This is a genomic window from Solihabitans fulvus (assembly GCF_008386585.1).
Lineage (GTDB): Bacteria > Actinomycetota > Actinomycetes > Mycobacteriales > Pseudonocardiaceae > Solihabitans > Solihabitans fulvus.
Map to the genome: position 1 here is coordinate 17,768 of NZ_VUOB01000042.1, position 23,578 is coordinate 41,345.

Annotated in this window: 21 protein-coding genes; 10 read left to right on the plus strand and 11 right to left on the minus strand. The window is 70.0% G+C overall.

The window, feature by feature from the left end; genetic code table 11:
• Window positions 1-81: 81 nt before the first annotated feature.
• The 3 genes from F0L68_RS23945 (at window position 82) to F0L68_RS23955 (ending at window position 2,983) form a co-directional block, all read left to right on the plus strand.
• Window positions 82-453 carry a nuclear transport factor 2 family protein gene (locus tag F0L68_RS23945; protein WP_188316781.1) on the plus strand — a complete coding sequence of 124 codons (372 nt, stop codon included), beginning with the start codon at window positions 82-84 and terminating at the stop codon, window positions 451-453.
• Between the two features lie 137 nt (window positions 454-590).
• On the plus strand, window positions 591-2,051 hold the full coding sequence (locus tag F0L68_RS23950; RefSeq protein WP_149852003.1) for an MFS transporter: 1,461 nt from the start codon (window positions 591-593) through the stop codon (window positions 2,049-2,051).
• A 95-nt stretch (window positions 2,052-2,146) separates the two neighbouring features.
• Window positions 2,147-2,983 carry a helix-turn-helix domain-containing protein gene (locus tag F0L68_RS23955; protein ID WP_149852154.1) on the plus strand — a complete coding sequence of 279 codons (837 nt, stop codon included), beginning with the start codon at window positions 2,147-2,149 and terminating at the stop codon, window positions 2,981-2,983.
• Window positions 2,984-3,043: 60 nt separating this feature from the next.
• Here F0L68_RS23955 and F0L68_RS23960 read toward each other — a convergent pair whose 3' ends face one another.
• Window positions 3,044-3,235, minus strand: coding sequence for a DUF397 domain-containing protein (locus F0L68_RS23960; protein WP_149852004.1), 192 nt, complete (start codon window positions 3,233-3,235; stop codon window positions 3,044-3,046).
• The gene (locus F0L68_RS23965; RefSeq protein WP_149852005.1) at window positions 3,232-4,095 is read right to left on the minus strand and encodes a helix-turn-helix domain-containing protein; all 864 of its coding nucleotides are present in this window, start codon (window positions 4,093-4,095) and stop codon (window positions 3,232-3,234) included. The genes F0L68_RS23960 and F0L68_RS23965 overlap by 4 nt, the downstream gene beginning before the upstream one ends.
• 194 nt (window positions 4,096-4,289) lie before the next feature.
• Between F0L68_RS23965 and F0L68_RS42600 the strand changes: the two genes are divergently transcribed.
• Genes F0L68_RS42600 through F0L68_RS23975 form a run of 3 tightly spaced genes read left to right on the plus strand, consistent with a single transcriptional unit; the run spans window position 4,290 to window position 5,546 of the window.
• On the plus strand, window positions 4,290-4,457 hold the full coding sequence (locus F0L68_RS42600) for a hypothetical protein (RefSeq protein WP_188316782.1): 168 nt from the start codon (window positions 4,290-4,292) through the stop codon (window positions 4,455-4,457).
• Window positions 4,454-4,702, plus strand: coding sequence for an HC3 family zinc finger protein (locus F0L68_RS42605; RefSeq protein ID WP_188316783.1), 249 nt, complete (start codon window positions 4,454-4,456; stop codon window positions 4,700-4,702). The genes F0L68_RS42600 and F0L68_RS42605 overlap by 4 nt, the downstream gene beginning before the upstream one ends.
• A gap of 10 nt (window positions 4,703-4,712) precedes the next feature.
• Entirely contained in the window at window positions 4,713-5,546 is an 834-nt protein-coding gene (locus F0L68_RS23975) for a helix-turn-helix domain-containing protein (protein WP_149852008.1), read from the plus strand.
• Here the strand turns inward: F0L68_RS23975 and F0L68_RS23980 are convergent.
• The 3 genes from F0L68_RS23980 to F0L68_RS23990 all read right to left on the minus strand — a co-directional run bounded on the left by F0L68_RS23980 (window position 5,513) and on the right by F0L68_RS23990 (window position 9,242).
• On the minus strand, window positions 5,513-6,547 hold the full coding sequence (locus F0L68_RS23980) for an acetamidase/formamidase family protein (protein ID WP_149852009.1): 1,035 nt from the start codon (window positions 6,545-6,547) through the stop codon (window positions 5,513-5,515). The genes F0L68_RS23975 and F0L68_RS23980 overlap by 34 nt on opposite strands.
• Window positions 6,548-6,620: 73 nt before the next feature.
• Window positions 6,621-8,030 (minus strand): APC family permease, encoded by a 1,410-nt coding sequence (locus F0L68_RS23985; RefSeq protein ID WP_149852011.1) that lies wholly within the window; start codon window positions 8,028-8,030, stop codon window positions 6,621-6,623.
• A gap of 171 nt (window positions 8,031-8,201) precedes the next feature.
• A complete protein-coding gene (locus F0L68_RS23990) occupies window positions 8,202-9,242 on the minus strand; it encodes a substrate-binding domain-containing protein (RefSeq protein ID WP_149852012.1) in 1,041 nt (346 codons plus the stop codon).
• Between the two features lie 48 nt (window positions 9,243-9,290).
• Between F0L68_RS23990 and F0L68_RS23995 the strand changes: the two genes are divergently transcribed.
• From F0L68_RS23995 to F0L68_RS24005, 3 genes are all read left to right on the plus strand, one after another.
• The gene (locus tag F0L68_RS23995) at window positions 9,291-9,737 is read left to right on the plus strand and encodes a MarR family winged helix-turn-helix transcriptional regulator (protein WP_223199082.1); all 447 of its coding nucleotides are present in this window, start codon (window positions 9,291-9,293) and stop codon (window positions 9,735-9,737) included.
• Between the two features lie 112 nt (window positions 9,738-9,849).
• Window positions 9,850-10,635 (plus strand): amidohydrolase family protein, encoded by a 786-nt coding sequence (locus tag F0L68_RS24000; RefSeq protein WP_149852015.1) that lies wholly within the window; start codon window positions 9,850-9,852, stop codon window positions 10,633-10,635.
• Between the two features lie 142 nt (window positions 10,636-10,777).
• Window positions 10,778-12,790 (plus strand): NPCBM/NEW2 domain-containing protein, encoded by a 2,013-nt coding sequence (locus F0L68_RS24005; RefSeq protein ID WP_223199083.1) that lies wholly within the window; start codon window positions 10,778-10,780, stop codon window positions 12,788-12,790.
• A 76-nt stretch (window positions 12,791-12,866) separates the two neighbouring features.
• Here the strand turns inward: F0L68_RS24005 and F0L68_RS24010 are convergent, their stop codons facing one another.
• Window positions 12,867-15,812, minus strand: coding sequence for a COG1361 family protein (locus F0L68_RS24010; protein WP_149852018.1), 2,946 nt, complete (start codon window positions 15,810-15,812; stop codon window positions 12,867-12,869).
• A 120-nt stretch (window positions 15,813-15,932) separates the two neighbouring features.
• Between F0L68_RS24010 and F0L68_RS24015 the strand changes: the two genes are divergently transcribed.
• A complete protein-coding gene (locus tag F0L68_RS24015) occupies window positions 15,933-16,430 on the plus strand; it encodes a DnaJ family domain-containing protein (protein ID WP_149852019.1) in 498 nt (165 codons plus the stop codon).
• A gap of 74 nt (window positions 16,431-16,504) precedes the next feature.
• Here the strand turns inward: F0L68_RS24015 and F0L68_RS24020 are convergent, their stop codons facing one another.
• From F0L68_RS24020 to F0L68_RS24040, 5 genes are all read right to left on the minus strand, one after another.
• The gene (locus F0L68_RS24020; RefSeq protein WP_223199084.1) at window positions 16,505-18,220 is read right to left on the minus strand and encodes a PQQ-dependent sugar dehydrogenase; all 1,716 of its coding nucleotides are present in this window, start codon (window positions 18,218-18,220) and stop codon (window positions 16,505-16,507) included.
• 133 nt (window positions 18,221-18,353) lie between these two features.
• A complete protein-coding gene (secA2, locus tag F0L68_RS24025) occupies window positions 18,354-20,696 on the minus strand; it encodes an accessory Sec system translocase SecA2 (RefSeq protein ID WP_149852020.1) in 2,343 nt (780 codons plus the stop codon).
• 95 nt (window positions 20,697-20,791) lie between these two features.
• On the minus strand, window positions 20,792-21,781 hold the full coding sequence (locus F0L68_RS24030) for a zinc-dependent alcohol dehydrogenase family protein (protein WP_149852022.1): 990 nt from the start codon (window positions 21,779-21,781) through the stop codon (window positions 20,792-20,794).
• Window positions 21,778-22,599 carry a carbohydrate ABC transporter permease gene (locus tag F0L68_RS24035; RefSeq protein ID WP_149852155.1) on the minus strand — a complete coding sequence of 274 codons (822 nt, stop codon included), beginning with the start codon at window positions 22,597-22,599 and terminating at the stop codon, window positions 21,778-21,780. The genes F0L68_RS24030 and F0L68_RS24035 overlap by 4 nt, the downstream gene beginning before the upstream one ends.
• Window positions 22,599-23,549: a carbohydrate ABC transporter permease gene (locus F0L68_RS24040; RefSeq protein ID WP_149852023.1), complete on the minus strand. Its 951-nt coding sequence runs from the start codon at window positions 23,547-23,549 to the stop codon at window positions 22,599-22,601. Before F0L68_RS24040 ends, F0L68_RS24035 begins: the two co-directional genes overlap by 1 nt.
• Between the last annotated feature and the right edge of the window lie 29 nt (window positions 23,550-23,578).

Below are 23,578 nucleotides of genomic sequence, written 5' to 3' on the forward strand. Positions count from 1 at the left end.
TACCTTCGACGTAATCGACCGCGCTACCTGCCCGGTGCCAGGCTCATGCCATCGAAATTCCCCGCTGTTGGAGGAGCGAACGTGAGCGGCGCCGAGACGATTGTGCAGAAATACCTTCCCACCTGGCGGGAACCGGATCCCGAGGTCCGGGCGAAGGCCATCGCCGAACTCTGGTCGACGGACGCCATCTACCGCAACGCGACCACCGAATACGTTGGCCGCCTGGGCATCGAGCACGCAGTGACCGAGGCGTACGAGACCTTCGCCGTGCACGGCTGCACCTTCAGGGTGGACAGTGTGGACACCAACCACGAGGCCATCCGGTACCGGTGGGAGATGCTGCCGCCGGGCGGCGGCGAGCCGACGGCGATCGGCACCCAGGTGGTCGTCCTCGACGCGGACGGCCTGATGGTGCGCGACCATCAGTTCCTCGACAAGGCCCCGACGACCTGACGCCCTAACAATTAACGGCCCAACAGGCCAACGGCCTAACAACCCCGCTGTCTGACACCCGGTGCCGGCGAACCCATCCGCCGGCACCGAGACTTCCAGCGCGCCAAAAACCACGAATCTCTGTCTGGAGAACGAGAATGTCAATCGACACAACCACCCGACCCGCAATTCCGGACAAGGCGCAAGCGGCCAAGCCGGACTCCGACCGGACCGCCCTGGCCAGAATGCTCATCGTGGTCTCGGGCATGTTCATGATCGGGCTGGACTTCTTCGGAGTCAACGTCGCCATCCCTGCCACCCGCGCAGACCTGCACGCCAGCACGGCCGCCGTCCAGTTCATCGTCTCCGGGTTCAGCCTCGCCTACGCGGCCAGCATGCTCACGGCGGGACGACTCGGCGACCTCTACGGCAGGCGCCGCCTGTTTGGGTCGGGCATGGTGCTGTTCACGGTGGCCTCGCTGGCCGCTGGACTCGCCCCGAACTCCGGTGTGCTGATCGCCGCGCGGGTCGCGCAAGGCGTCGGCGCGGCCGTGATGACCCCGCAGATGCTGGCGATCCTGAACACCTCGTTCAGTGGGGCACAGCGGGTTCGCGCGTTCACGGCGTTCGCGCTGTCCATGGGGCTCAGCGCGACGTTCGGTCAGCTCATCGGCGGCGTGCTGATCCACCTGGACGTCGCCGGCCTCGGCTGGCGCGCCATCTTCCTGGTCAACGTGCCGATCGGCGTGGTCGCGCTGGCCGCGATGCGGGCGGTCATCCCAGAATCGCGCGGCACCGGTCGCCAGGGCCTCGACCTGGTCGGCGCGCTGCTCGGTTCCGGCGGTCTGCTCGCCGTGGTCCTGCCGCTGGTGGAGGGTCGGGAGCAGGGCTGGCCGGCGTGGTCCCTGGTGTGCCTTGCCGCCTCGGTCCCGCTGCTCGTCGCCTTCGCCGTGCGGCAGCTGCGACTCGAACGGCACGGCAGGGCGCCGCTGATCTCCCTGCGGCTGTTCCGGGAGCGGGCGTTCGCGGTCGGCATCGTGATGATCCTCGGGTTCTTCGCCGCGATGGCGTCGTTCATGCTGGTGCTCGCGCTCTACCTCCAGGACGGCCGCGGCCTGTCCCCGCTGGCGTCCGGCACGGTGTTCGGCGCGCTCGGGCTCGGCTACATCCCGGCCGCCCTCGCGGCGCCGAGGGTGGCCGCGCGGCTCGGCAGGCACGTGCTCACCGTCGGGGCGCTGGTCGTCGCCGCCGGGTACGGCGTGCTGGTCGGCGCGGTGTCCACGATCGGCGTCGCAGGATCCTCGATGTGGCTGCTGGTGGGGCTGTTCGTGGCCGGCGTCGGCATGGCGTTGTTCATCAACCCCGCGACGCCGACCGTGCTCGCCGGCGTGGCGCCGGCGCAGGCGGCCGCGGCGGCCGGGGTGCTGTCCACCGCGCAGGAAGGCGGCAACGCCCTTGGCGTGGCGGCCATCGGCCTGGTGTTCTTCGGCGCGCTCGGCCACGGCCCCACGAGCGACTACGCGCGGGCGTTCGGCTGGAGCGTCGGGATCCTCGCGGTGATCACGGTCGCCGTAGCGGTCCTCGCGCAGGCGCTGCCGAGGCACGGTTCGCGGGACTGACCGAGGCACGGTTCGCGGGACTGATCGAGGCACGGTTCGCGGGACTGATCGAGTTACGATGCCGGGCGGGTCGACGAGGGGGGATCATGATGACGATGACCGCGCAGCGCACGCAGTCGCTCGGCGACCTGTTGCGGCAGTGGCGCAAGCGCCGCAGGGTCAGCCAGCTCGAACTGGCGACGGGCGCGGAGATCTCCGCCCGGCACCTGAGTTTCGTCGAGAACGGCCGGTCGATGCCGAGCAGGGAGATCGTACTGCGGCTGGCGGAACCGCTCGGCCTGGCGCTGCGGGAGCGCAACCAGCTGCTGATGGCCGCCGGGTACGCGCCGGTCTACGAGGAGAGCGGACTCGACGCGCCGAGGATGGCCGCAGTTCGGGCGATGGTGCGGCGGGTGTTGGCCGCGCACGAGCCGTTTCCGGCCGTGGTGCTGGACCGGTACTGGAACCGGGTGGAGGCGAACGAGCCCGCGCGGCTGTTCAGCGTCGGTGTGGCTGAGGAGTTGTTGCAGGAGCCCGTGAACCTGATGCGGGTGTGCCTGCATCCCGACGGCCTCGCGCCGAGGGTGGTCAATCTCGGCGAGTGGCGGGCGCATCTGCTGAGCCGGTTGCGGCAGCAGGTCGCGACGACGGCGGATCCGGAGCTTTCGGCGCTGTACGAGGAGTTGGCGGGCTATCCGTGTGACCAACCGGAGCCCGAGGTGGAGTTGCCGGGGCCGGGAGCCATTGCGGTCCCGCTGCGGTTGCGGTTCGCCGGGCGGGAACTGGTGTTCTTCAGCACGGTGAGCACGTTCGGCACGCCGCTGGACGTGACCGTCGCCGAGCTGGTGCTGGAGTCGTTCTTCCCGGCGGATGACGAGACGGAAGCGGTGTTGCGCGAGACGACGTGGGGGCCGGACATGGTTGCGGTTGAACGCGAGGCGGTCGAGGTCTAGGTGAAATCGGGGTACCGCAGGGAGTTCCTGCGGTACCCCGATGGGTCTACCTCGGTTCAGTCAGCCGTCGAGACGGCTCGCCTTCACACCGCGCAGAAAGTGGATCAGCGCGGCTTCATCGAAACGCAGGATAGGACCACTGGGGTTCTTGGAGTCACGCACAGCGACCACACCAGGAAGGTGCGCCACCTCAACACAGTTGTTCGCGCCTTGGCCGGAACGGCTGCTCTTGCGCCAGGTCGTAGTGTTCATAGCCCTTCGAGTGCCCTTGTCTGGTGTCGGATCAGCTCCGCTGTGGCACTCTCCGACAGCGCCACGGCGTCAAGTCCATTGAACATGTGGACGTATCGCTGAGTTGCCTCAGCATCCTCCACCCAGGCACCGCCGCCGGCGTGTTCGAGGTACGCGGCGTAGGGATCCTCCAGGTCGTCAAACCCGACGACGGTCACGCCGCCCGACATGGTGCCGTACGCGCCCACACTGACCGGTATCACACGAATCTGGATGTTGTCGTGAGTTCCGATCTCAAGCAGCCGCACCAGTTGTTCGATCATCACGGCAGAGCCACCCACGATGCGACGGATGACCCCCTCATCAAGGAAAGCCCTGAGTCGCAACGGGTTGGCACCGCTCAGGCGATGCTGCCGGTTGAGGCGAGAGGCAACATATCGCTCGACCTCGGCCGGCTTCTCGGCGTACGGAGACGCCGTTGGCAGTTGCACGGCCCGCGCATAGTCGGCGGTCTGGAGGAGACCCGAGACCAAGTACGGGTCCAGCACGTCCAGAGTGGTGGCCTCGGTTTCCGCCTGCAAGAAGTTACGGAAGGCGCTCGAACTCCGCGCAGGGAAGCGGATCTTCGTGGCGTCGTCCTTCGCATCGTCCCACAGCGAGAGAGCCTTCGCGCGTTCCTGCTCGGCGACCTGGTAGTAGCCGAGCATCGCCTGAAGTTCGGCCCGGCGGCACCGCGTGTGCCCGCTCTCGACCCTGTTGATCGTCGGCCGCGAAATGTCGAGAAACGCACCTACGTCCTCAGGCGTGAGGTTGGCACGCTTGCGCAACTCCTGGAGGTACGCACCCAGCTTGCGCCTTCGCCTGGTCTGCGTGTTCGCCATGTCGTCACTCTAGGCGTCTGATCGTTTGCGGGTGAGTCACCCAATCGGAATCCGTGCAAAGCGCACGTGCGCTGCTACCGTTCTCCACGTCGGCGGAGCTGCGACTCCGATCCAGTGCACAGAGCGCTCGGCGATCTGGTGCGCGGCAGCGCTCAGCACCCGCAGCTCCGCTGGCCCACCAATGGAGGTGAGGAATGTCCATCGAAGCAGCACTGCTGCTGATCACTATCGGCTTCGTGGCTCAACTGGCTATCGCCGCCGTCGCCATCGAGTGGATCCATGTCCGCAAGGAGCACCGCATCCGTATCACTGCTTCACAACCCGCGACGGCTTGCGGCCGGCACCGCAAGGTCTGCCGATGATCGCCCGCCACGCCTGGCAGGAGGCCGATGGCCGGCTCCACGCCATCAGTCTCACCCGCTACCCGTTGCCGCCTCGGCCCGACGAACGCATCGAAACCCTGTGCGGCCAGGACATCACGCTCACCCGCGCCGACTTCCGCGTCTTCCCCGAATACCAACCGCACAAAACGACCTGCTGGCACTGCGACGACCAATGGCGCCTGGCCGAGGGCCTACCGGCCCGACCCGTCACCACAATCTCCTGAGAGACAACCCGTGCGCCTCGACCACACCTACCAACAGCGCCAGTTCGGCCGCTCACTCCGCCGACTCCGCGAACAGGCCCGCATCGACACCACCGAGGCCGCCGTCCGCACCAAGATCGACGTCGACAAGCTCAACCGCATCGAACGCGGCCAACCTCCCACCCACCACGAACTCACCGCCATCCTCGACACCTACGGACTGCTCTACGAAGACTGGCAGCCTTACCTCCGCCGCCTCGACCATGCCAGGAAGCGCGGCTGGTGGCGCACTTACGGTCTCCCGCAGAATCACTTCGCCGGCATCGAGGACGACGCCATCCTGGTCCGCGAATTCCAACTCGGCCTCATACCCGAACCACTCCAGACCGGGCCCTACATCCGCACAGTCCTCGCCGCCTCCCGGCGACCGCACCACCCGAACGAACCGGCCGTCCGGCTGCGTCGGCAACAGCGACTCACCGACGACAACCCCCGCCGCTACCACGTGGTCATCGACGAAGCCGCACTCACAACTCCCCTGCCCGACAACGAAATCACGCGCGCGCAACTGCGCCACATCCTGGACATGGCCACCTTGCCGAACATCACCGTCCAGGTGATCACCCGCGCCGCCGGCCCACATCACGGCCGCAAGGGCAGCTTCCAGCTCCTGACCTTCCCCGAACCCGAGACCGACCCGCTGCTCCACGTCCCCCACATCGCCGGCGAGAGCTACGAGAACGACCCGGACGCCACAGGCGCCGCACAACGACTCTTCCGGCAGCTCTCCACGTTGGCGTTGGGCCAGGACGAGTCGTGGCAGTGGATCGCTCAGCTGGCGACCGAGCCACGCTCGGCGAGGTAGCTCCTGCCGACGTCGCGGAGTCGTTGGTGCAGACCGTCGTAGGGGCGCGCGCCGCCGAGGACGGACGTCGGGAGCTTGGCGACCATCGTGTAGTTGGTGTCGACCACGTTCCCGACCGGCGCGAGTCCGGCCTGGCTGACCAGCTGGAGCGCGTCGAGCGGATCCAGGTCGAGCAGGTCCGCCGTCCAGCCGACGAGGTCGTGCTGGCTGATCCGGAACGCGTCCTCCAACGGCCGCACCGAACCGGTGGACATGATGAACTCGTCGTTCTCCAGCCTCGGCCACGCGCGCAGCGCCCCACGGACGACGTCGACGACGATCACCGTCTCCATCGCGGCCTCGACGGCCGTGCCGCACACCTCGCCCTCGCCCTGCCGGCAGTGGCCGTCGCCGATAGCCAGCATCGCGCCGTCCACGTTCACCGGCAGGTACACCGTGGTGCCGGCGCGGAGTTCCGGCGTGTCCATGTTGCCGCCGTGCGCGGACGGGGTGATCGACATGACGACCTCACCGCCGGCCGGCGCTACGCCGACGGTGCCGTGCATGGGATCCAGCGGCAGCTCGACCTCCAGTTCGCTGCGGCGGGCCCGGTAGCGCACGATGCCGCGCTCGACGTCGACGTCGTAGCGCCACACCAGTTCCTCCAGCGGCGCGTGCAGCATGGCGGTGCTGTGCGTGGTGGTGAGCGCGCCGAAGTGCGGGAAGGTCGAGGACACCGCCCAGTCGCGCCTCGGCCGGATGTCCACGAAGTGCACGGCGAGCAGGTCGCCGGGCCGCGCGCCCTCGACGTGGATCGGGCCGGTCACCGGGTTGAGCCTGGGGAACTCGCACACCTGGCTCGGCAGGTCGTCGACTCCGCGCACCCGGCCGCCGAAGCAGTCCTCGGTGGTCAGCTCGATGACGGTGCCCGGCCGCACCCGCAGCAGCGGCTGATGGCCGCCGAACGTGTAGACCAGTTGGTCCGGGGTCGGGTCTAGCCGAACGACTTCGATGGCGCTCACGAGCCCTCCTCGCTGACGCTCGTCGGCCGCGTTCGCGGCGCTGCTGTGCTGACTGGTGAGCTCACAGGTTCGCTCACGTGACAACCTCCTCGTTCGCCGCCACACCGGCGAGGGTCGGCCTGCGGCCGATCAGGGTGAACACGATCAGGACCACCACGCCGATGGCGAGCCAGACGAAGCCGAGCACCTGCGCCGCGACCTTGGCGTTGATCACGACGTAGAGCAGGATCCCGAAGCCGAGAACCGGGAAGACCAGGTGGCGCAACCAGTCCCGGCTCCTGTTGCGGATCACGTAGTGCACGACGACCGACACGTGCAGCACCAGGAACGCCGTCATGGCACCGAAGTTGACCAACGTGCTCATCAGCGTGATGCCGTCGGCGCGGGTCGTCAGGTAGAGGCCTAAGACCAGCGAGACGCCGGCCACCAGCAACGTGGCGTTGACGGGAACCTGGCGGGTGCGGTGCACCCTGGCCAGGAAGGCGGGCAGCTGGCGGTCGCGGGCCATCGCATACAGCAGCCGGGACGTCGCCGCCTGCGCCACCAAAGAGTTCGCGAAGCCCCAGGCGATCGCGGTGGTCAGCGCGGTGACGGCGGCGAGCCAACCGCCGCCCGCGACGCGGGCCGCGTCGTAGAACGCGGTGCCACCCGGGTCGCCCTTCGCGATCAGGCCGTCCGGGTCGGGCACGAGCAGCGACGCGACCCAGGTCTGCACGATGAACAGGCTGCCGGCCAACACCAACGCGGCGATCATGGCCCTGCCGATGGACCGCGCGGAGTCCTTGTTCTCCTCGGCGAGCATGGAGATGCCGTCGAAGCCGAGAAAGGACAGCACGGCTATGGAGACCGCGCCGAACACCACGCCCCAGGAGAAGGTCGCGTTGTTGTACAACGGTTTCAGGCTGAAGCCATGCCCCTTGCCCGAGGCGAGCGCGACCACGCCGACGACGAGGAAGACCACCAGCACGATCAGCTCGCCGAGCAGCATGATCTTGTTGACCTTCGCGGTCATCTCGATGCCGAGGTAGTTCACTCCGGTGTTGAGCACGACGAACGCGATCAGCCACAGCCACACCGGAATCCCCGGCACCAGCGAGTTCATCGCGACGCTGGCGATCAGGTAGAGCAGGCCGGGCACCAGGACGTAGTCAAGAATGATCACCCAGCCGGCCAGGAACCCAACGGGGGCGGCGATTCCCCGGCCCGCGTAGGTGTAGACCGAGCCCGCCATGGGAAACGCGCGGGACATCTGCGCGTAGGAGTTGGCGGTGAACATCATCGCGACCATGCCGACGACGTAGGCGAGCGCCACCATGCCGCCGGAACCCTGGAAGACGCTGCCGAAGATGCCGAACGGCGCGATGGGCACCATGAAGATCAGGCCGTACACCAGGAGGTCGCCGAACCGCAGCGACCGTTTCAGTTCCTGCTTGTAGCCGAACTGTTCAACGCCGTCGACGCTGGTTGCCTCAGCCGCACCCATGTCTCCTCCTTCGCCCCGACAGGGTCGATCTGCGGGAGACTACGAGAAACTTCTTCCATCTGGAAGAAGTAGTTCGCGGAGTGACCACATCGTGACGCAGCAGAGTCGACCGGTTCGGGAAGGCACCGGTTCAGGAAGGCACCGGTTCGGGAAGGCGCTGCGCCAACCGGCTCACGGCACGACGGTGAGCGCCAGTCCGTCCGCTCGCGCCAGGCGCACGCGCGCGGCGGGCGCGGCCCGGCGGTTCGACACGGCACGCGCGGTCAGCGACTCGGCCCGGCCGAGCTCGGCCACGTGCCGGACGCCTTCATAGCAGCCCTGCGCGTACGCGCCGAGCGACGGCGCGGTCGGGCCCCAGCGCTGCTCGTAACGGGCACTGAAGCCGTCCCCGTCCTCGTCCGAGGCGAACCAGCGCATCGCCGCGTACAGCTCGCCGCTGTCGTCGCCGCCCGCCTCAAGCAGCCCGTTCTCCTCCAGCGCACCGGACACCCGCAGCACCGCGCGGTCCAGGCCGGCGTGGTGGAACGCGCGGTTGAAGATGACCAGGTCGCGGCCGACGAGGCTGAGCAGCACGGCCTGCGCGCGGGACCGGCGCACGCGCTCGATCAGCCGCTCCGGCCGCACGCCGCCGAAGGGCACCAACTCGTGCAGCACCACCTCGGCACCGAGCGACCGCAGCATCCGCGCCGCCGTGGTGTGCACGGCCCACGGCCAGATGTAGTCGTTACCCACCAACGCCCAGCGGCGCAGCGACGGCCGCGCGGCGAGCCCTGTCATGACCGGCAACAGCTGTTCGCGCGGGCCCTCGCCGAGCAGCACGACGCCCTCGGCGCGGGTGCCGCCCTCGTGCGGCGGCGTGAAGACGTAGGGCAGCCTGCCGGCCGTCACGGCTTCCAGCCGCCGGTGCACGTCGCTGGTGTGGTAGCCGCAGACGGCGTCGAGCACGCCTGCCCCGACGAGCCTGCCGAGTTCCTCGGCGACCTCGCGCGGCCCGCGGCCCGCATCCACGAGCACGAGTTCGAGCCGTCGCCCGCGCACTCCCCCGGCCGCGTTGACCTCCTCGGCCGCCAGCACCGCGCAGGCCAGCGCGGACGGGCCGGTCAGGCCGAGCGCGCCCGAGGTCGGCACCGCGAGCCCGACGCGCAGGGCGTGCCGGTCGGGACCCTGGAGGAGCGCGTCCAACGGATCGACGAGAACGGCGTCTTCGGTCATAGCCCGCTGAGTATGCTCCCCCGCATAACCCCGGACGAGAGGACTCTGGTGGCCGCCGCCGACGCACGACTGGTCGACGTGCTGACGTCGGCGCAGCGAATCCTGTCCCGCGATCTCGCCGAGCGGCTCGGCGAGGAGGCCGTCAGCGTCGAGCAGTGGCGCGTGTTGCGCACGCTGGCCAACGCCGCAGGGACGTCCATGAGCGAGCTGGCCGAGCAGGTGCAGATCCCCGCGCCCTCGCTGACCCGCCTCGTCGATCTGTTGGTCGATCGGGCGCAGGTCTACCGGCGGCAGTCCGCGCGCGACGGGCGCCGCATCGACGTGCACCTGTCGGAGTCGGGCCGGGAACTGTTGCCTCGCCTGGAGGCCATCGCCGAGGCGCACGAGCGGAACGTCGTGCGGCTGCTTGGCGGGGAGGCCGTCGCGGCGATGCTGGACTCGCTCGAACAGATCGCGCCGCCCGCGTTGCCAAGAGACAGCCCCGTGCACAACTGAGGGCCGCATCCGTTGCGTGGCAAGGGTTTGCGACTGCCGGCTTGACTCTGACACCGGTGTCAGAGTTTAGCGTTGCGGCAGCCAACTGCCACAGATACGGAGCAGCCCCACCATGGCCTTCGACCTGCACGCCCATGTCACCGTCGACGTCCCAGCGCAGCTCGCGCGGGCGCGGCGGGCCGGCGTCACCCGCAGCGTGTTGCTCGGCACGCGCGTCCATCCCGAGGCCGCCAGCACGCTCGACGAGGTGCGGGCCGAGTTCGCTCGGCTCGGCACCGTGATCGGCGGCGTCCAGGCGCCGCTGGCGGACGTCGCCGGGGCGTTCGCCGAGGTGCGCGCCGCCGTGGACGCGCACCCAGAGGAGTTCGTCGGCTTCGCCGGCGTCCCGCTCGGCCTCGGCGCGGACGAGACCTCGGCGTGGCTGGACGACTGCCTCGGCCAACCCGGCATCGTCGGCATCGGCGAGCTGACCCCGGCCCCCGACCGGGCCGAACTGGCCGAGCCCGTGCTGGCCGTCAGCGCGGACCACGGCGGCGTTCCGGTGCTGGTGCACGGGTTCGCCCCCAACACGGCAGCGGATCTGCGCACCTACGCCGACCTCGCCGCGCGGTACCCGACGGTGCCGGTGGTCGTCGGGGCGTTCGGCGGGCTCAACTGGCTGACTCTCGTGGACCTGGCGCTCGCGCGGCCCAACCTGCACATCGACCTGTCCAGCGCCGTCCAGGTCTTCGGGGTGCGGGCCGCGGTCAACGCGCTGCCCGAGCGGTGCCTGTTCGGGTCGAACACGCCCTACGGCGACGTGGTGGCCGCGCGGTCGACCGTCGAGGCCGCCGTCGCCGACCGGGCGGTGCTCGACCAGGTTCTGGCGGGCAACCTGCTTCGGCTGCTTGGCGAGTAGCGGCGTTCCGGCCGTTCCGGAACGCACGCCAGTCAGCGGATCAAACAGAGTCAAACACAATCCCGCGCAGCATTGACGATTGCTGTTCGGAGATGCCTCAATGTGAGCAATGCTGTGTGACATTGCACATAGGAGGATCTCCGTGCGTTCAGTCGCCACACTGACCGTGGCCCTGTTACTCCCCCTGGTCTCGCTCGCCGGAACGGCCACAGCGGCCCCGACCCAGACCGCGAGCCAGACCCCGAGCCAGACCCCGACGGCCGCAGCGCCGAGCACCCTGGCGGCCACCCCGCCGATGGGCTGGAACAGCTGGAACCGCTTCGGCTGTCATATCGACGAGAACCTCATCCGGCAGACCGCCGACAACCTCGTGTCCACCGGCATGCGCGACGCCGGCTACACCTACGTCAACATCGACGACTGCTGGATGGCGCCGGCCAGGGACGCGGCCGGCAAGCTACAGGCCGACCCGACGCGCTTTCCCGGCGGTATCAAGGCATTGGCCGACTACGTGCACGGCAGGGGCCTGAAGCTCGGCATCTACTCCTCGGCCGGCACCGCGACCTGTCAGGGGCTGCCGGCCAGCCTCGACCACGAGCAGGCCGACGCGCAGAGCTTCGCCGACTGGGGCGTCGACTACCTGAAGTACGACAACTGCAACAACCTCGGCCGGCCCGCGCAACCGCGCTACCAGGCCATGTCCGACGCGCTGCGCGCCACCGGGCGGCCGATCGTGCTCAGCCTCTGCGAGTGGGGCGAGAACAAGCCGTGGGAGTGGGGCAAGCAGGTCGGCGGCAACCTGTGGCGCACCACGGGCGACATCTGGGACGCGTGGGGCCGGATGACCGACATCCTCGACCAGCAGGTCGGCCTCGAGAAGTTCTCCGGTCCCGGCGCGTGGAACGACCCCGACATGCTGGAGGTCGGCAACGGCGGCATGACCGACTCCGAGTACCGCGCGCACTTCGCGCTCTGGTCGCTGCTCAACGCGCCGCTCATCGCCGGCAACGACCTCGCCTCGATGGACTACGCGACCAAGCGGATCCTGCTCAACCGCGACGTCATCGCGGTCGACCAGGACTGGGGCGGCGTGCAGGGACACCGCATCGCGCGCACCGGGAACATCGAGGTGTGGGCCAAGTCGATGTCGGACGGCTCGGCCGCCGTCGCGCTGTTCAACCGGGGCGACACCACCGCGTTGGCCAGCACCGACGCGCACGCGCTCGGCCTGCCCGCGACGCGGGACTACGCGGTGCGCGACCTGTGGACGCACGAGGACGCGGAGACCTCGGGCGCGGTCCGCGCCTCGGTGCCCGCGCACAGCGCCTCGGTGTTCCGGGTGTGGCCGAACAAGGGCCACGGACAGACCCCACTGAGCACGTTCTCCTTGCAGGTTCCCGAGTTCACCGAGGTCGGCAAGCCGTTCACCATCACCGGCCAGCTGTACGACGACGGCAGCACCCCGCTGCGCGGCGGGCAGGCGCAGCTCCAGGCCCCCGACGGCTGGGTCGTGGACGGCGGTCCCGTGGTGACCGTGCCGAGGGTCGCCGCAGGGCAGAACTGGTCGCACACCTGGACATTGCGGCCCAGTGCCGCCGCGTTCGCCGCCAACAGCGGCAACGACGTGTCGGTGTCGGCGTCGGCATCCTTCCGCACCATCACCGGTCAGCAGGCGCGACAGCTGGACACGAAGATCGTCGCGGTCACCCTGCCGCCGCGCGGTGACGTGCTGCTCGGCGACCAGCCGTGGATCTCGGCGACCAACGGCTGGGGACCGGTCAAGCGCAACAGCAGCAACGGAGAGCTGGACCCCGGCACCGGCCACACCATCTCGATCGCCGGGGTGAAACACGAGAAGGGCCTCGGCACGCACGCGTTCTCCTCGGTTCGCTTCTACCTCGGCGGGACGTGCACGCAGTTCCACGCCGAGGTCGGCGTCGACGACGAGGCGGGCCCGCAGGGCAGCGTGGACTTCCACGTACTCGGCGACGGCACGGAGCTGGCCGGCACCGGAGTGGTGAAGTCGGGGCAGGCCGCGACCGTCCTCGACGCGCCGACCACCGGGGTGCGGGTGCTCGAACTTCGGGTCAACGACGGCGGCAACGGCAACCGTGACGACCACGCCGACTGGGCGGACGTGTCCGTGCACTGCTGAGGTTGACGGGTCTCGGGGCCGTCGCGGTTGGTCGACCGCGACGGCCCCTGCGTCGTGAAATGGGCGGCCCGGCGCGTCAGACCCGGCGGCGGAAGCGGCGCACCAGGACGAACCCGCCGATCAGCAGCGCGACGGCGAGACAGAGCAGGCCAACCACGGAAACGCCGGTCCAGGCCAGGTCCTCGCCAGGCGGCTGCTCGTAGTCCGGCTCGCCGGGCGGCGGCTCGGTCGTCACGGCGGTCGTCACGGCGGGCGGCTCGGTGGTGCCGGTGACCGGCGGGACGGTGGTCGGCGGAACAGTTGTCGGCGGCGTCGTGGTCGGCGGGGGCGTCGGCGGCGTGGTGGTCGGCGGCACCGGCGGCGGGAGCACCGAGTCGACCACCCAGGGCGCCTCGGTGGCCAGCAGCGGGGTGGTGTCGCCGGTGGACTGGTTCACCCGATCCCCCTGCACGGCAATGCGGTTCCAGGTGCGCTCGCCGCCGACGAAGGCCGCGCCGCCCGGCAGGCGGTCGGGCACCTTCATCGACCAGGTGAACGCGAAGGTCTGGCCGCCGGTGAACACGTGCGCGCCGAAGTCGAAGCGGACGGCGCGGATCGCCGACCAGTCGGTCACCTGCGCGGCCGGCAGGAACGTCGGGTCGACCACGCCGCCGCAGTAGAACGGCGCGGTGTGCGCCGCAGTGTTGTCCATCTCCGGCCGGCACGGATCGACCTTGGTGGAGTAGGTGATCGTCACCGGCGCCCCGCCCGTGCCGATCGGGCCGGTCAGCGTCGGCCGCCACACCGACGGGTTCTTCGAGTTGTCGCCGTAGCGGCCGTCCGTGACGCCGGGCGCCTCGGGGCTGGGCAGCAGGTCGTAGGCGACGAGCTTGGTCAGCGGGGTGTTGCCGAGGTTGCCGAGCTTCACCCGGTAGTCGACCGTGCCGGAGACCGTGGAGCGGCCGACCTTGTCCGCGTTGCCGGGAGTCTCGGCCGAGGGCAGGAAGTCCGCGTCGGAGTCGCCCTTGACCTCCTTGCTGACCGACAGAGCCGAGGAGGAGGCGACCGCGAAGTTGCCGGTCGCGCTGGCCACGCCCTCTGTGGTGTTGCCGTTCTTGTCCACGTCCCGGCCGTCCGGCGTGCGCTTGCCGTAGGAGTCGGGATAGGTGGTGGCGCTCTTGTCGTACAGGTAGGCGACGTTTCCCTTGTACGTCAACGGGTTCGCCGGGTCGCCGCCGTAGGTTCCGCTGGCCGTGCCGGGATTGACGGTGGTCTCGAAGGTGTAGGCGCAGCGCGAGTTCCGCGCCGGGATGGTGGCGCCGTCGGCCGCGACCGCGACCAGCGCGGCGCGGCCGTCCAGGTAGTTCGGCTCGACCCGCACCGCGTACTTGTCGCCGGTCGGGCAGAAGTCGGGCTGCCCGGCCGCCAGCTTCCAGGAACCGGCGACGTAGGTCAGCTCCGGCGGCAGCAGGTCGTAGAACTTCGGCGTCAGCGGGCTCGCGTCGGTGTAGGCGGAGTCGTTGGTGAAGCCGACCGTCCAGGTGAGGGCGTTGCCCGGACCGACGGGCGCGCCGTTGGTGCTCTTGTCCAGGCTCGGCGCGCTGGACCGCTCCGAGACCTGCACGGTGGCGCAGGAGTTCTCGGTGTAGGGCGGCCCGGTTGGGAAGGTCGCCTCGATGGTGGCGCAGTTGGTGAACCGGCCGATCTTGTTGCCCTTGTCGTCGGTGGTGAGGTCGCCGAGCTCGTTGATGTTGGCTCGCCCGGTGACGGTCATGGTGACGCCGCCGCTCGGCACGGTGCCCGGCACGGTCACGACCAGCTTGGTCACCCTGGTGCCGGCCTTGGTGACGTCCACCCGTCCGCCGCTGCTGTCGGCCGGCCAGTTGACCGTGCGGGTGCTGCCGTCGGCGTAGCTGACCAGCACGGTGGCCGCGCCGGTGAGCGGCTGGCCGGTGGCCTGGTCGCCGAGGGACGCCTCGGTCGCGTCGAGGCCGGCCGGCATCGGGTCGGTGATCACGACGTCGGCCGTGGTGTGGCCGGTGTTCTGGGCGTAGATGTCGAAGTAGGTGAGCTGGCCGTGCGCGACGCCGGTGTCGCGGGCCCGCTTGCTGCCCTGGAACCCGGACTCGCCGCCACCGGTGATGATCTCCGTGGAGGCGTCGTCGGTGGCCCAGGTGCGATCGTCGCCGCCGCCGAAGGGCGTGCCGTCGATCCTGGCGTGGTTGACGATGCTGGTGCCGACCAGCGCCGGGTCGGTGACCTTGACGGTGATCGAGTACTGCAACTGCTGGCTGCCGTCGAACTGGTTGCCAGGCCGGTCGGGATTGGTGTCGATGGGCCAGGTCAGCGTCCTGGTCGCCGGGTCGTAGGTGACCCCTGGCGGCGTCGCGGAGACGAACTCGACGCCGGGCGGCAGGGTGTCGACCATCCGCGCGTTCTCCAGCGCCAGCATGCCGGTGCTGGACCCGTCGTGCTGCGCGAAGACCCGGTAGGTGACGTCCGAGCCGAGGGTCGCCCGCGCCGGGCCGTCCTTGCGGATGGTGGGCTTCGGCTTGGCCACCACGTCGATGCTCGCGTTGTCGGTGCTCGGCGTGCCGTCGCCGTTGTCGGTGGTGGCCGTCATGGTGACGGGCTGCTCGCCGGGCTTGGTGTAGTAGTTCGCGGTCGGCCAGGTGACCGACACCTGCGAGCTCTCGCCGACGCCGACGTGGTCGTAGGTGACCACGACGGTGCCGTCCGGCTCGACGACGACGTTCGTCACGCCGGGCGGCAGCGGCCGCACGATCTCGCCCGGCCCGGACATGCCGGGCGGCGGCGTGAACCGCACCTGCACGTTCTGGCAGTCGCCGGGGATCGAGCATTGCAGGAACGCGTCGTAGGTCAGGTTGTCCCCAGCCGACACCTGGTTCGCGGCCGGTTCCAGCCGCACCGACAGCCGAGGGTCGGCCGAGGCCAGCGGCGGCGCGACCCCGCCGGACAGGATGCAGTAGGCGACGACCAGCATCGCCGTGCTGAACCGGATCCAGTGACTACTCCGCCGCATTGATCAACCGCCTCGTTAGTTTGTCAAGGTGTACGTGATCGCGGCGGCCCGAGCCGGGCAGGAACAGGGCAAAATCGGCTAATTCACCCGCTCGGGTGGAGATTGCTGGACAATGGGGCCATGACCGAGCGCAAGCCGGCCGGCGTGACCTTCGAGTCGTGGATCGACCGCCAGGTCCGCGAGGCGGAGGAACGCGGCGAGTTCGAGAACCTGCCTGGCGCGGGGAAGCCCATCCCCGGCCTCGACGCGCCGAGCGACGAGCACTGGTGGCTCAGGCAGAAGATGCGCGCCGAGGGGCTGTCGGCCGACGCGCTGCTGCCGCCGTCGTTGCAGCTGCGCAAGGAGATCGAGGCGCTGCCCGGCGAGGTCCGCGGCCTGGCGACCGAGCAGATGGTGCGGTCCCTTGTCGCGGAGCTGAACGTGCGCGTCGCCGCGTGGCTGCGCATGCCGTCAGGGCCGTGGGCTCCCATCGGCCGGGTGGACGCCGACGAGGTCGTGCGGCAGTGGCGGGCGGATCGCCTGGCCGCGCGCGAGGCGCAGGACGCGCAGGCGCCCGCGAGTCGGCAGCCGGCGCGGCGGGCGCGGCGGTGGCCGTTCTCGCGGCGCGCGTCGAGCTGAGCGGCCGGCCTAGCTGTCGAGCGACGCGCCTGTGGCGCCCGCCCTGCTGAGCGAGGGCGGACGCCACAGAGCGATTAGCCGAGCGCCACGTGGAAGATCTGGTTGTTGCTGTTGTGCGGGATGCTGTCCTTGTCGCCGCCGTTGGATGTCGCCAGCCACATCCCGCCGTCCGGCGCCGGTTCCACGGTGCGGAGCCTGCCGTACGTCCCGCTGAAGAACTGCTGGACGTTCGTGAGGCTGCTGCCGCTGATCACCTCGCGGTACAGCCGCGTGCCGCGCTGGCAGGCGACGTAGAGCACGTCCCGGATGATGGTGATGCCGCTGCACGAACCCTGCGCGACCGGGTAGGTGTGCTTCGGCGCGATGAACCCCGCCGTGCCGCAGGTCCCCGAGGTGCCCTCGCAGGACGGCCAGCCGTAGTTGCCGCCCTTGGTGATCAGGTTCGTCTCGTCCATGATGCTGTTGCCGAATTCCTGCTCCCACAGGCGTCCCTGGGAGTCGAACGCGAGCCCCTGCACGTTGCGGTGGCCGTAGCTCCACACCGCGTTGTGGAACGGGTTGTCCGAAGGAATGCTGCCGTCCGGCTTGATCCGCAGCACCTTTCCGTTGGGGCTGCTGGTGTTCTGGGCGTTGGCGCCGTTCTGGGCGTCGCCGGTGCCGGCGAACAGGTACTGACCGTCGGGGCTGAAGCGCAGCCGACCGCCGTTGTGGAACTTGTTGCGCTGGATGCCGGACAGCAGGACCTGTTCGGTGCCGGTGAGCAGCGTGTCGGCCGCCGGGTCGTACTGGATGCGGACGATCCGGTTGTCGGACGGCGAGGTGTGCATGATGTAGAGCCAGTGGTCGGCGGCGAAGCTCGCCGGGTTGATCTCGAGGCCGGTCAGGCCGCCCTCGCCGTCGGTGCTCTGCGCGTTGGGCACCACGCCGATCGACTTCTTCGCCCCGGTGCGGGGATCCAGGTGGACGATGTCGTGCGCGTCGCGCTCGTTGAACAGGATCGTGCCGTCCGGCAGGGTCACCAGCCCCCACACCACGTCGTCGTCCTTGCCGACCTGGGTCACCGCGCAGACGGGCTGGGTGCAGCCGCCGCCCGAGGTCGTCACGTCCAGCACGGGTGTGCTCGGCGTGCTCTCGTTCTTGTTCGCGTCGGAGGCGGTCACCTGGAGGTGGTAGGTCGTGCTCGGGCTCAGCGCGCTGAGCTGCGCGCTCGGCGTTGCGCCGCTGGACGCGCCGATCCTGGTGGCGGTGCCGTTGACGACGCTGTAGACGGTGTAGCCGGTGACGCCCACGTTGTCCGTCGATGCCTTCCACGCCAGGGCGATGCTGGTGCTGCTCACCGACGTGGCGTGCACGCCGGTCGGGGCGGTCGGCGGCGTCTGGTCGTTGGACGGCTGCGTGGTGACCGGCAGGGTGCCGCTCGGCTGCGAGACGTTGCCGGCCGCGTCGCGCGCGTTGACGTAGAACCCGTAGTTGGTGCTCGGGCTCAGGTTGCCGCAGGTCGCCTTCAGGATGGATCCCTTGACCTGCGCGCACAGTTGGCCGTCGTGGTAGATGTCGTAGCCGGTGACGCCGACGTTGTCGGTCGACTTGGTCCACGAGATCGTCACGCTGGTCGCCGTGTCGCTCACCAGTTTCGGTGTGCCCGGCGGGGTCGGTGGCGTGGTGTCCCGGGCCGCCGCGCCAGGCGGGGAGTCGGCCGCCGACGAGTAGGCGACGGTCCCGCCGAGGAGCGTGAGGACTATCGCCGCACCGCCCATGACCGTGGCCAGGCCACGTGTTCTGACGCCCACCTCATACCTCCAGTTCTGCGAACGCGCACGTCATGACGACGGACTGCAAACGTTTACAGCTGGCGGCGATGACAGGTTAGGAGCCGCACCGACGGCGCGTCAACCGCTGGACGCGGGGGAATTCCCGGCCACGTCAGGCGCGCTTGCCCCTGAACGCGGACACGATGCGCTTGAGCGTCCGGTCGGCCTCGGAGCCGAACGGGTTGTCGTTGACCAGATAGGTCCAGGTGGCCGTCGGCCGCCGCAGCCCGGAGCCTGCGAGGTCGATGCCGTCCTCGGTGATCCGCGCCGTCTCGAAGGTCTCCACCGAGGCGTCCATCGTCTCCGGCAGCAGGTCCTTGAACTCCGCGATCGCAGCGCGGTGGAACTCGGTGAGCGGATGCTCCCTGGCCAGGGCGTGCAGGTGGATGGACTCCCTGAGGTCGGCCAGGTAGGCGAGGTGATCGGTCCAGCGGCGGTCGAGGTGGTGCAGGACGATGAGCCTGGCTGCCTCGACCAGCACCTCCGGCTCGACGTCCGCCAGGAGCGCCTCGTACCGCTCTGGGCACCGGTCCCGCAGCCCCGTGACGGCAAGGTCCGTCCGAAGCACCTCGTCCCGGTGCCGGAGCAGGATGGTCCGCTGCTGTTCGACGAGTTGGTTGTACCGCCAGGTGTTGCGGTGGATGTCCAGATTGACGCCTTCGGCGACGCGCTGGGCGTGACCGAGGGCCGACGCGGGTTTCCTGCTCCGCACCCGGCCGTCCTCGTCGGGGTCCCTGTCGACGACCGCCACCAGCTCCGGCGCGTACCGCAGCACCAGGTCGTCCTCCAGGCTGGTGAAGAACACGCTGCTGCCGGGATCCCCCTGCCGGCCGGCGCGGCCGCGGAGCTGGTCGTCCAGCCTGCTGGTGGTGTGCCGGCCGGTGCCGATCACGCACAGCCCGCCCGTCTCGGCGACCCGGTCCCGGTCCTGCGCGCCCTCGGTGCCGCCGAGCCGGATGTCGGTGCCCCGCCCGGCCATCTGGGTCGACACGGTGATCGCGCCGTACGCGCCAGCCTCGGCCACGATCGCCGCCTCGCGCGCGTCGTGCCTGGCGTTGAGCACCACGCAGGGCAGCTCGGCCTCGGCCAGCCGCGCGGCCAGCCGTTCGGACTCGGCGAGGTCGAGGGTCCCGATCAGGATGGGCCGCCCTGCGGCGTGCGTTTCGGCGATGTACTCGACGATCGCCGCGTCCTTCTGCTCGACCGTGGTGTACACGCGGTCCGGTTCGTCGACCCGGACGCACGGGATGTTCGGCTCGGCCGCCTTGACCGTCAGCCCGTAGAACTCCTGGAGCAGCTCGGCGACGGCCGCGACGGTTCCGGACATCCCGGACACCGTGGTGTAGCGGCCGATCAGCGCCTGGACGGTCATCGAGTCCAGCACCTCGCCTCGGGTGCTGACCGCGAGGGCCTCCTTCAGCTCGACCGCCGCCTGGAGGCCGTCGGGCCACCGTTGCAGCGTCGCGATCCGGCCCCTGGATGCGTTGATCAGCTGCACCTTGCCGTCGCGCACGATGTAGTCGACGTCGCGGTGCAGCAGCGTGTGCGCGTGCAGGCTGATGTTGACCTGGGCCAGCACGCCGCCGGACTCCGCCGCGTACAGGTCGATCCCGCCGAGCGCCAGCTCGACGGCGTCGGCTCCGGCGTCGGTCAGGTAGACGTTGCGGCCCTCGTCGTCGGTCTCGTAGTGCTCGCCGGCCACCAGCGACCCGACGACGGCCGTGATGACCTGGTCGGTGTCGTCCTCGGCGACCGAGCCGGCCAGCACGAGCGGCACCTTGGCCTCGTCGACCAGCACCGAGTCCACCTCGTCCACGATGGCGACGTCGGGCGCCGGCACGATCAGGTCGGCGACTCGGGTGTGCAGCCGGTCGCGCAACACGTCGAACCCGACCTCGTTGGCCGACACGTACGTGACGTCGGCGGCGTAGGCCTCGCGCCGCTGCTCGGGCGTCGAGTGCTGCCCGATCCACCCGACCGAGACGCCGAGCAGGCGGTAAACCGGACCCATCCACTCCGCGTCCCGCCCGGCCAGGTAGTCGTTCACGCTGATCAGGTGCACCTGCCGGCCCTGCGTCGCGTACCCGGCCGCGGCCAGCGCGCCGACCAGCGTCTTTCCCTCACCGGTCGCCATCTGCACGACGTGCCCCGACAGCATCGCCAGCACGGACTGGAGCTGCACGTCGAACGGGCGTTCGCCGAGCGCCCGGTGCGCCGCCTCGCGGCCGAGCGCGCACCACCGGACGCGTTCCTGCTCGGTGAAGGACTCGTCGGCCGCGCGGTCGCGCAGGGCGAGCGCGGCCGAGGTCAGCTCCTCGTCGGTCAGCTCCTGAGTCGTCGGCTCGGCCTTGCCGGCCTGCGCGACCTGGCCCCGAAAGGGCGCCAGCGTGCCGGGGCGCGTCGCGTCGACGACCCTGCCCAGCCCGGCAAGCAAGCGATCCAGTCGCGCACCCATTCGGCTCCCCCGTCGACGACCTGCTCTGGCCCACCCGCAGGGAGCCCAACGTCCCGTCGCCGGGTTTGGTTCCCGCCCGCACCGGGCGCCGAACTCTAAGGCAGCACCTGGATCTTACGGCCCTGGCCCCGGCCGAACTGGTCGAGCGCCTCCGCGTAGCGGTCCAGCGGCAGCCGGTCGCTGATGAACACCTCTGGGTCGACGACCCCCGTGGCGAACAGGGCGGCGGCGCGCTCGAAGCTGTGCAGCACGGCCATCGAGCCGGTGATGGTGATCTCCTCGTTGTAGATGCGGTACGGCTCGATGGTGACGCGGGCGGCGTAGTCGGTCACGCCGAACTGGAGGAACGTGCCGCCCTTGGCGACCCGGCCGAGGCCGTCCTGGATGGCGTTGGCGTTGCCGGTCGCGTCGACCACGACGTCCCAGCCGCCCGGCCGGTCCAGCTCCTCGGCGGCGGTCGCGGTCGCGCTGCACCCCAGCTTCTCGGCGGTGGCCAGCCTGGCCGCGCTGAGGTCGACCACGTCGATGCTCGCCGCGCCGGTCAGCTTGCCGAGCTGCAACATCATCAGGCCCATCGTGCCGGAGCCGTAGATCAGCACGCTGGACGCGAGCCTGGCGCGCAGCACGTCGTAGCCGCGCACCGCGCAGGACAGCGGCTCGATCAGGGCCGCGTCCTCGGTGCGCACGTGCTCGGGCAGGCGCACGCAGTTGGCCGCCGGCGCGACCGCGTACTCGGCCGCGCCGCCGGACGTGGTGACGCCGATGGCGGCCCACCGCTCGCAGAGGTTGTTGCGGCCGTTGCGGCACTGCCGGCACTCGAAGCAGTACAGGGACGGGTCGACGGCCACCCGGTCGCCCACCGCCAGCTCGGTCACGTCCGCGCCGAGCTCGACCACCTCGCCGGCGAACTCGTGGCCGGGTACCACCGGCAGCGTCGGCGCGAACTCTCCCTGGAGGATGTGCAGGTCGGTGCCGCACAGGCCGCAGGCCGACACCCGCACGACGACGTCGCGCCGGCCCGGCGTCGGGTCCGCGACGGTGCCGACCTCGACCTGACCGACCCCGCTGATCACGGCTGCCCTCACTTGACTGCTCCTAGCGACAGGCCCTGGACCAACTTGTCCTGGGCGGCGAATCCGGCGGCGAGCACCGGCAGCGAGACGACCACCGCCGCCGCGCACACCTTGGCCAGGAACAGGCCCTGGCTGGTGACGAAACTGGTCAGGTACACCGGCGCGGTGCCGGCGACGACCCCGGTGAGCACCCTGGCGAACAGCAACTCGTTCCAGCTGAAGATGAAGCAGATCAACGCCGTCGCCGCGATGCCTGGCGCGGCGACCGGCGCGACGACCCTGCGCAGCGTGGTGATCAGCCCGGCGCCGTCCAGCGCGGCGGCCTCCAGGATCTCGGTCGGCACCTCGGCGAGGAACGACCGCATCAGCCACACCGCGATCGGCAGGTTCATCGACGTGTACAGCACCACCAGATAGCTGATGTTGTCGAGCAGGCCGACCTTCTGCGCGAACAGGTACACCGGCAGCAGGCCGGCGACGACGGGCATCATCTTGGTGGACAGGAAGAAGAACATCACGTCCGTCCACTTGCGCACCGGCCGGATGGACAAGGCGTAGGCCGCCGGAACGGCCAGCAGCAACACCAGCACGGTCGAGCCGATGCTGGCGCTGGCCGAGTTGACCAACGGCGGCCAGGAGCTCTGCCCGGTGCTGGCGCCGAAGAACTCCCGGTAGCCCTGGAGGGTCAGCGGCGCGGTCAGCGACGGCGGGTTGGTCGCCGCGTCCGGCTCGCTGTGCAGCGAGGTGAGCACCATCCAGCCGATCGGCAGCGCGAACAGGATGCCCGCGAGCCACGCGAGGGCGCCCCAGGGTTGCCAGGTCCGTTTCATCACGAGGCCTCGTTCCGCAGCAGCGAGGACACCAGGCGCAGCGCGAACGTGGCGATGACGATCGACACGACAACCACGACGACGCCGGCCGCCGAGGCCTGCCCGTAGTCGTGCGCCTGGTAGAAGGTCTGGTAGATCGTGTAGGGCAGGTTCGCGGTGCCGAGCCCGCCCGAGGTGATCGTGAACACCGCGTCGAAGTTCTGCACGATGTAGATCGAGCCGAGCAGGCCGCCGAGCTCCAGGTACCTGCGCAGGTGCGGCAGGGTGAGGTAGCGGAAGACCTGCCAGGCGTTCGCGCCGTCGATCCTGGCGGCCTCGACGGCCTCGATCGGTCTACTTTGCAGGCCGGCCAACAGGATCAGCATCATGAACGGCGTCCACTGCCAGACCAGCGCCGCCTCGACCGCGAGCTTCGGCATGCCGCTGATCCAGTCCGGCTGCGGCGGGTGGTCGCTGCCGAACCACCGCCACACCTCGGTGAGCACGCCGTTGAGCAGCCCGTACTCCGGGTTGTAGAGCACGTGCTTCCACAGCAGCGCCGCGGCGACCGGCACCACCAGGAACGGCGCGATCAGCATCGTCCGCACGACGCCCCTGCCGAGGAACCTGCGGTCCAGCAACAGGGCCAGCAGCAGGCCGAGCACCAGGCTCGCGAGCACCACGGCCACGGTCAGCACGGCGGTGTTGAGCATCGAGGAGCGCAGGTTCGCGTCGGTGACCACGGCGAGATAGTTGCGCAGCCCGGCGAAACCGGTGTTGGTCGGGTCAAGGGCGTTCCACCGCAGCACGGAGATGACCAGTGTCGCCACGAACGGCAGCTGGGTCACCGCGATGAGGAACACCAGCGCCGGCAGCAGCGGGGCCCTGCGGGCCCACTGGCCGGCCAGCCGGGGAGCGTTGGCACGCAACGGAACCGAGCGGTGCTGGGCGGTCGGGGAATGGACGGTCATCGTGGCACTCCTCCTCGGACGCTCACCCG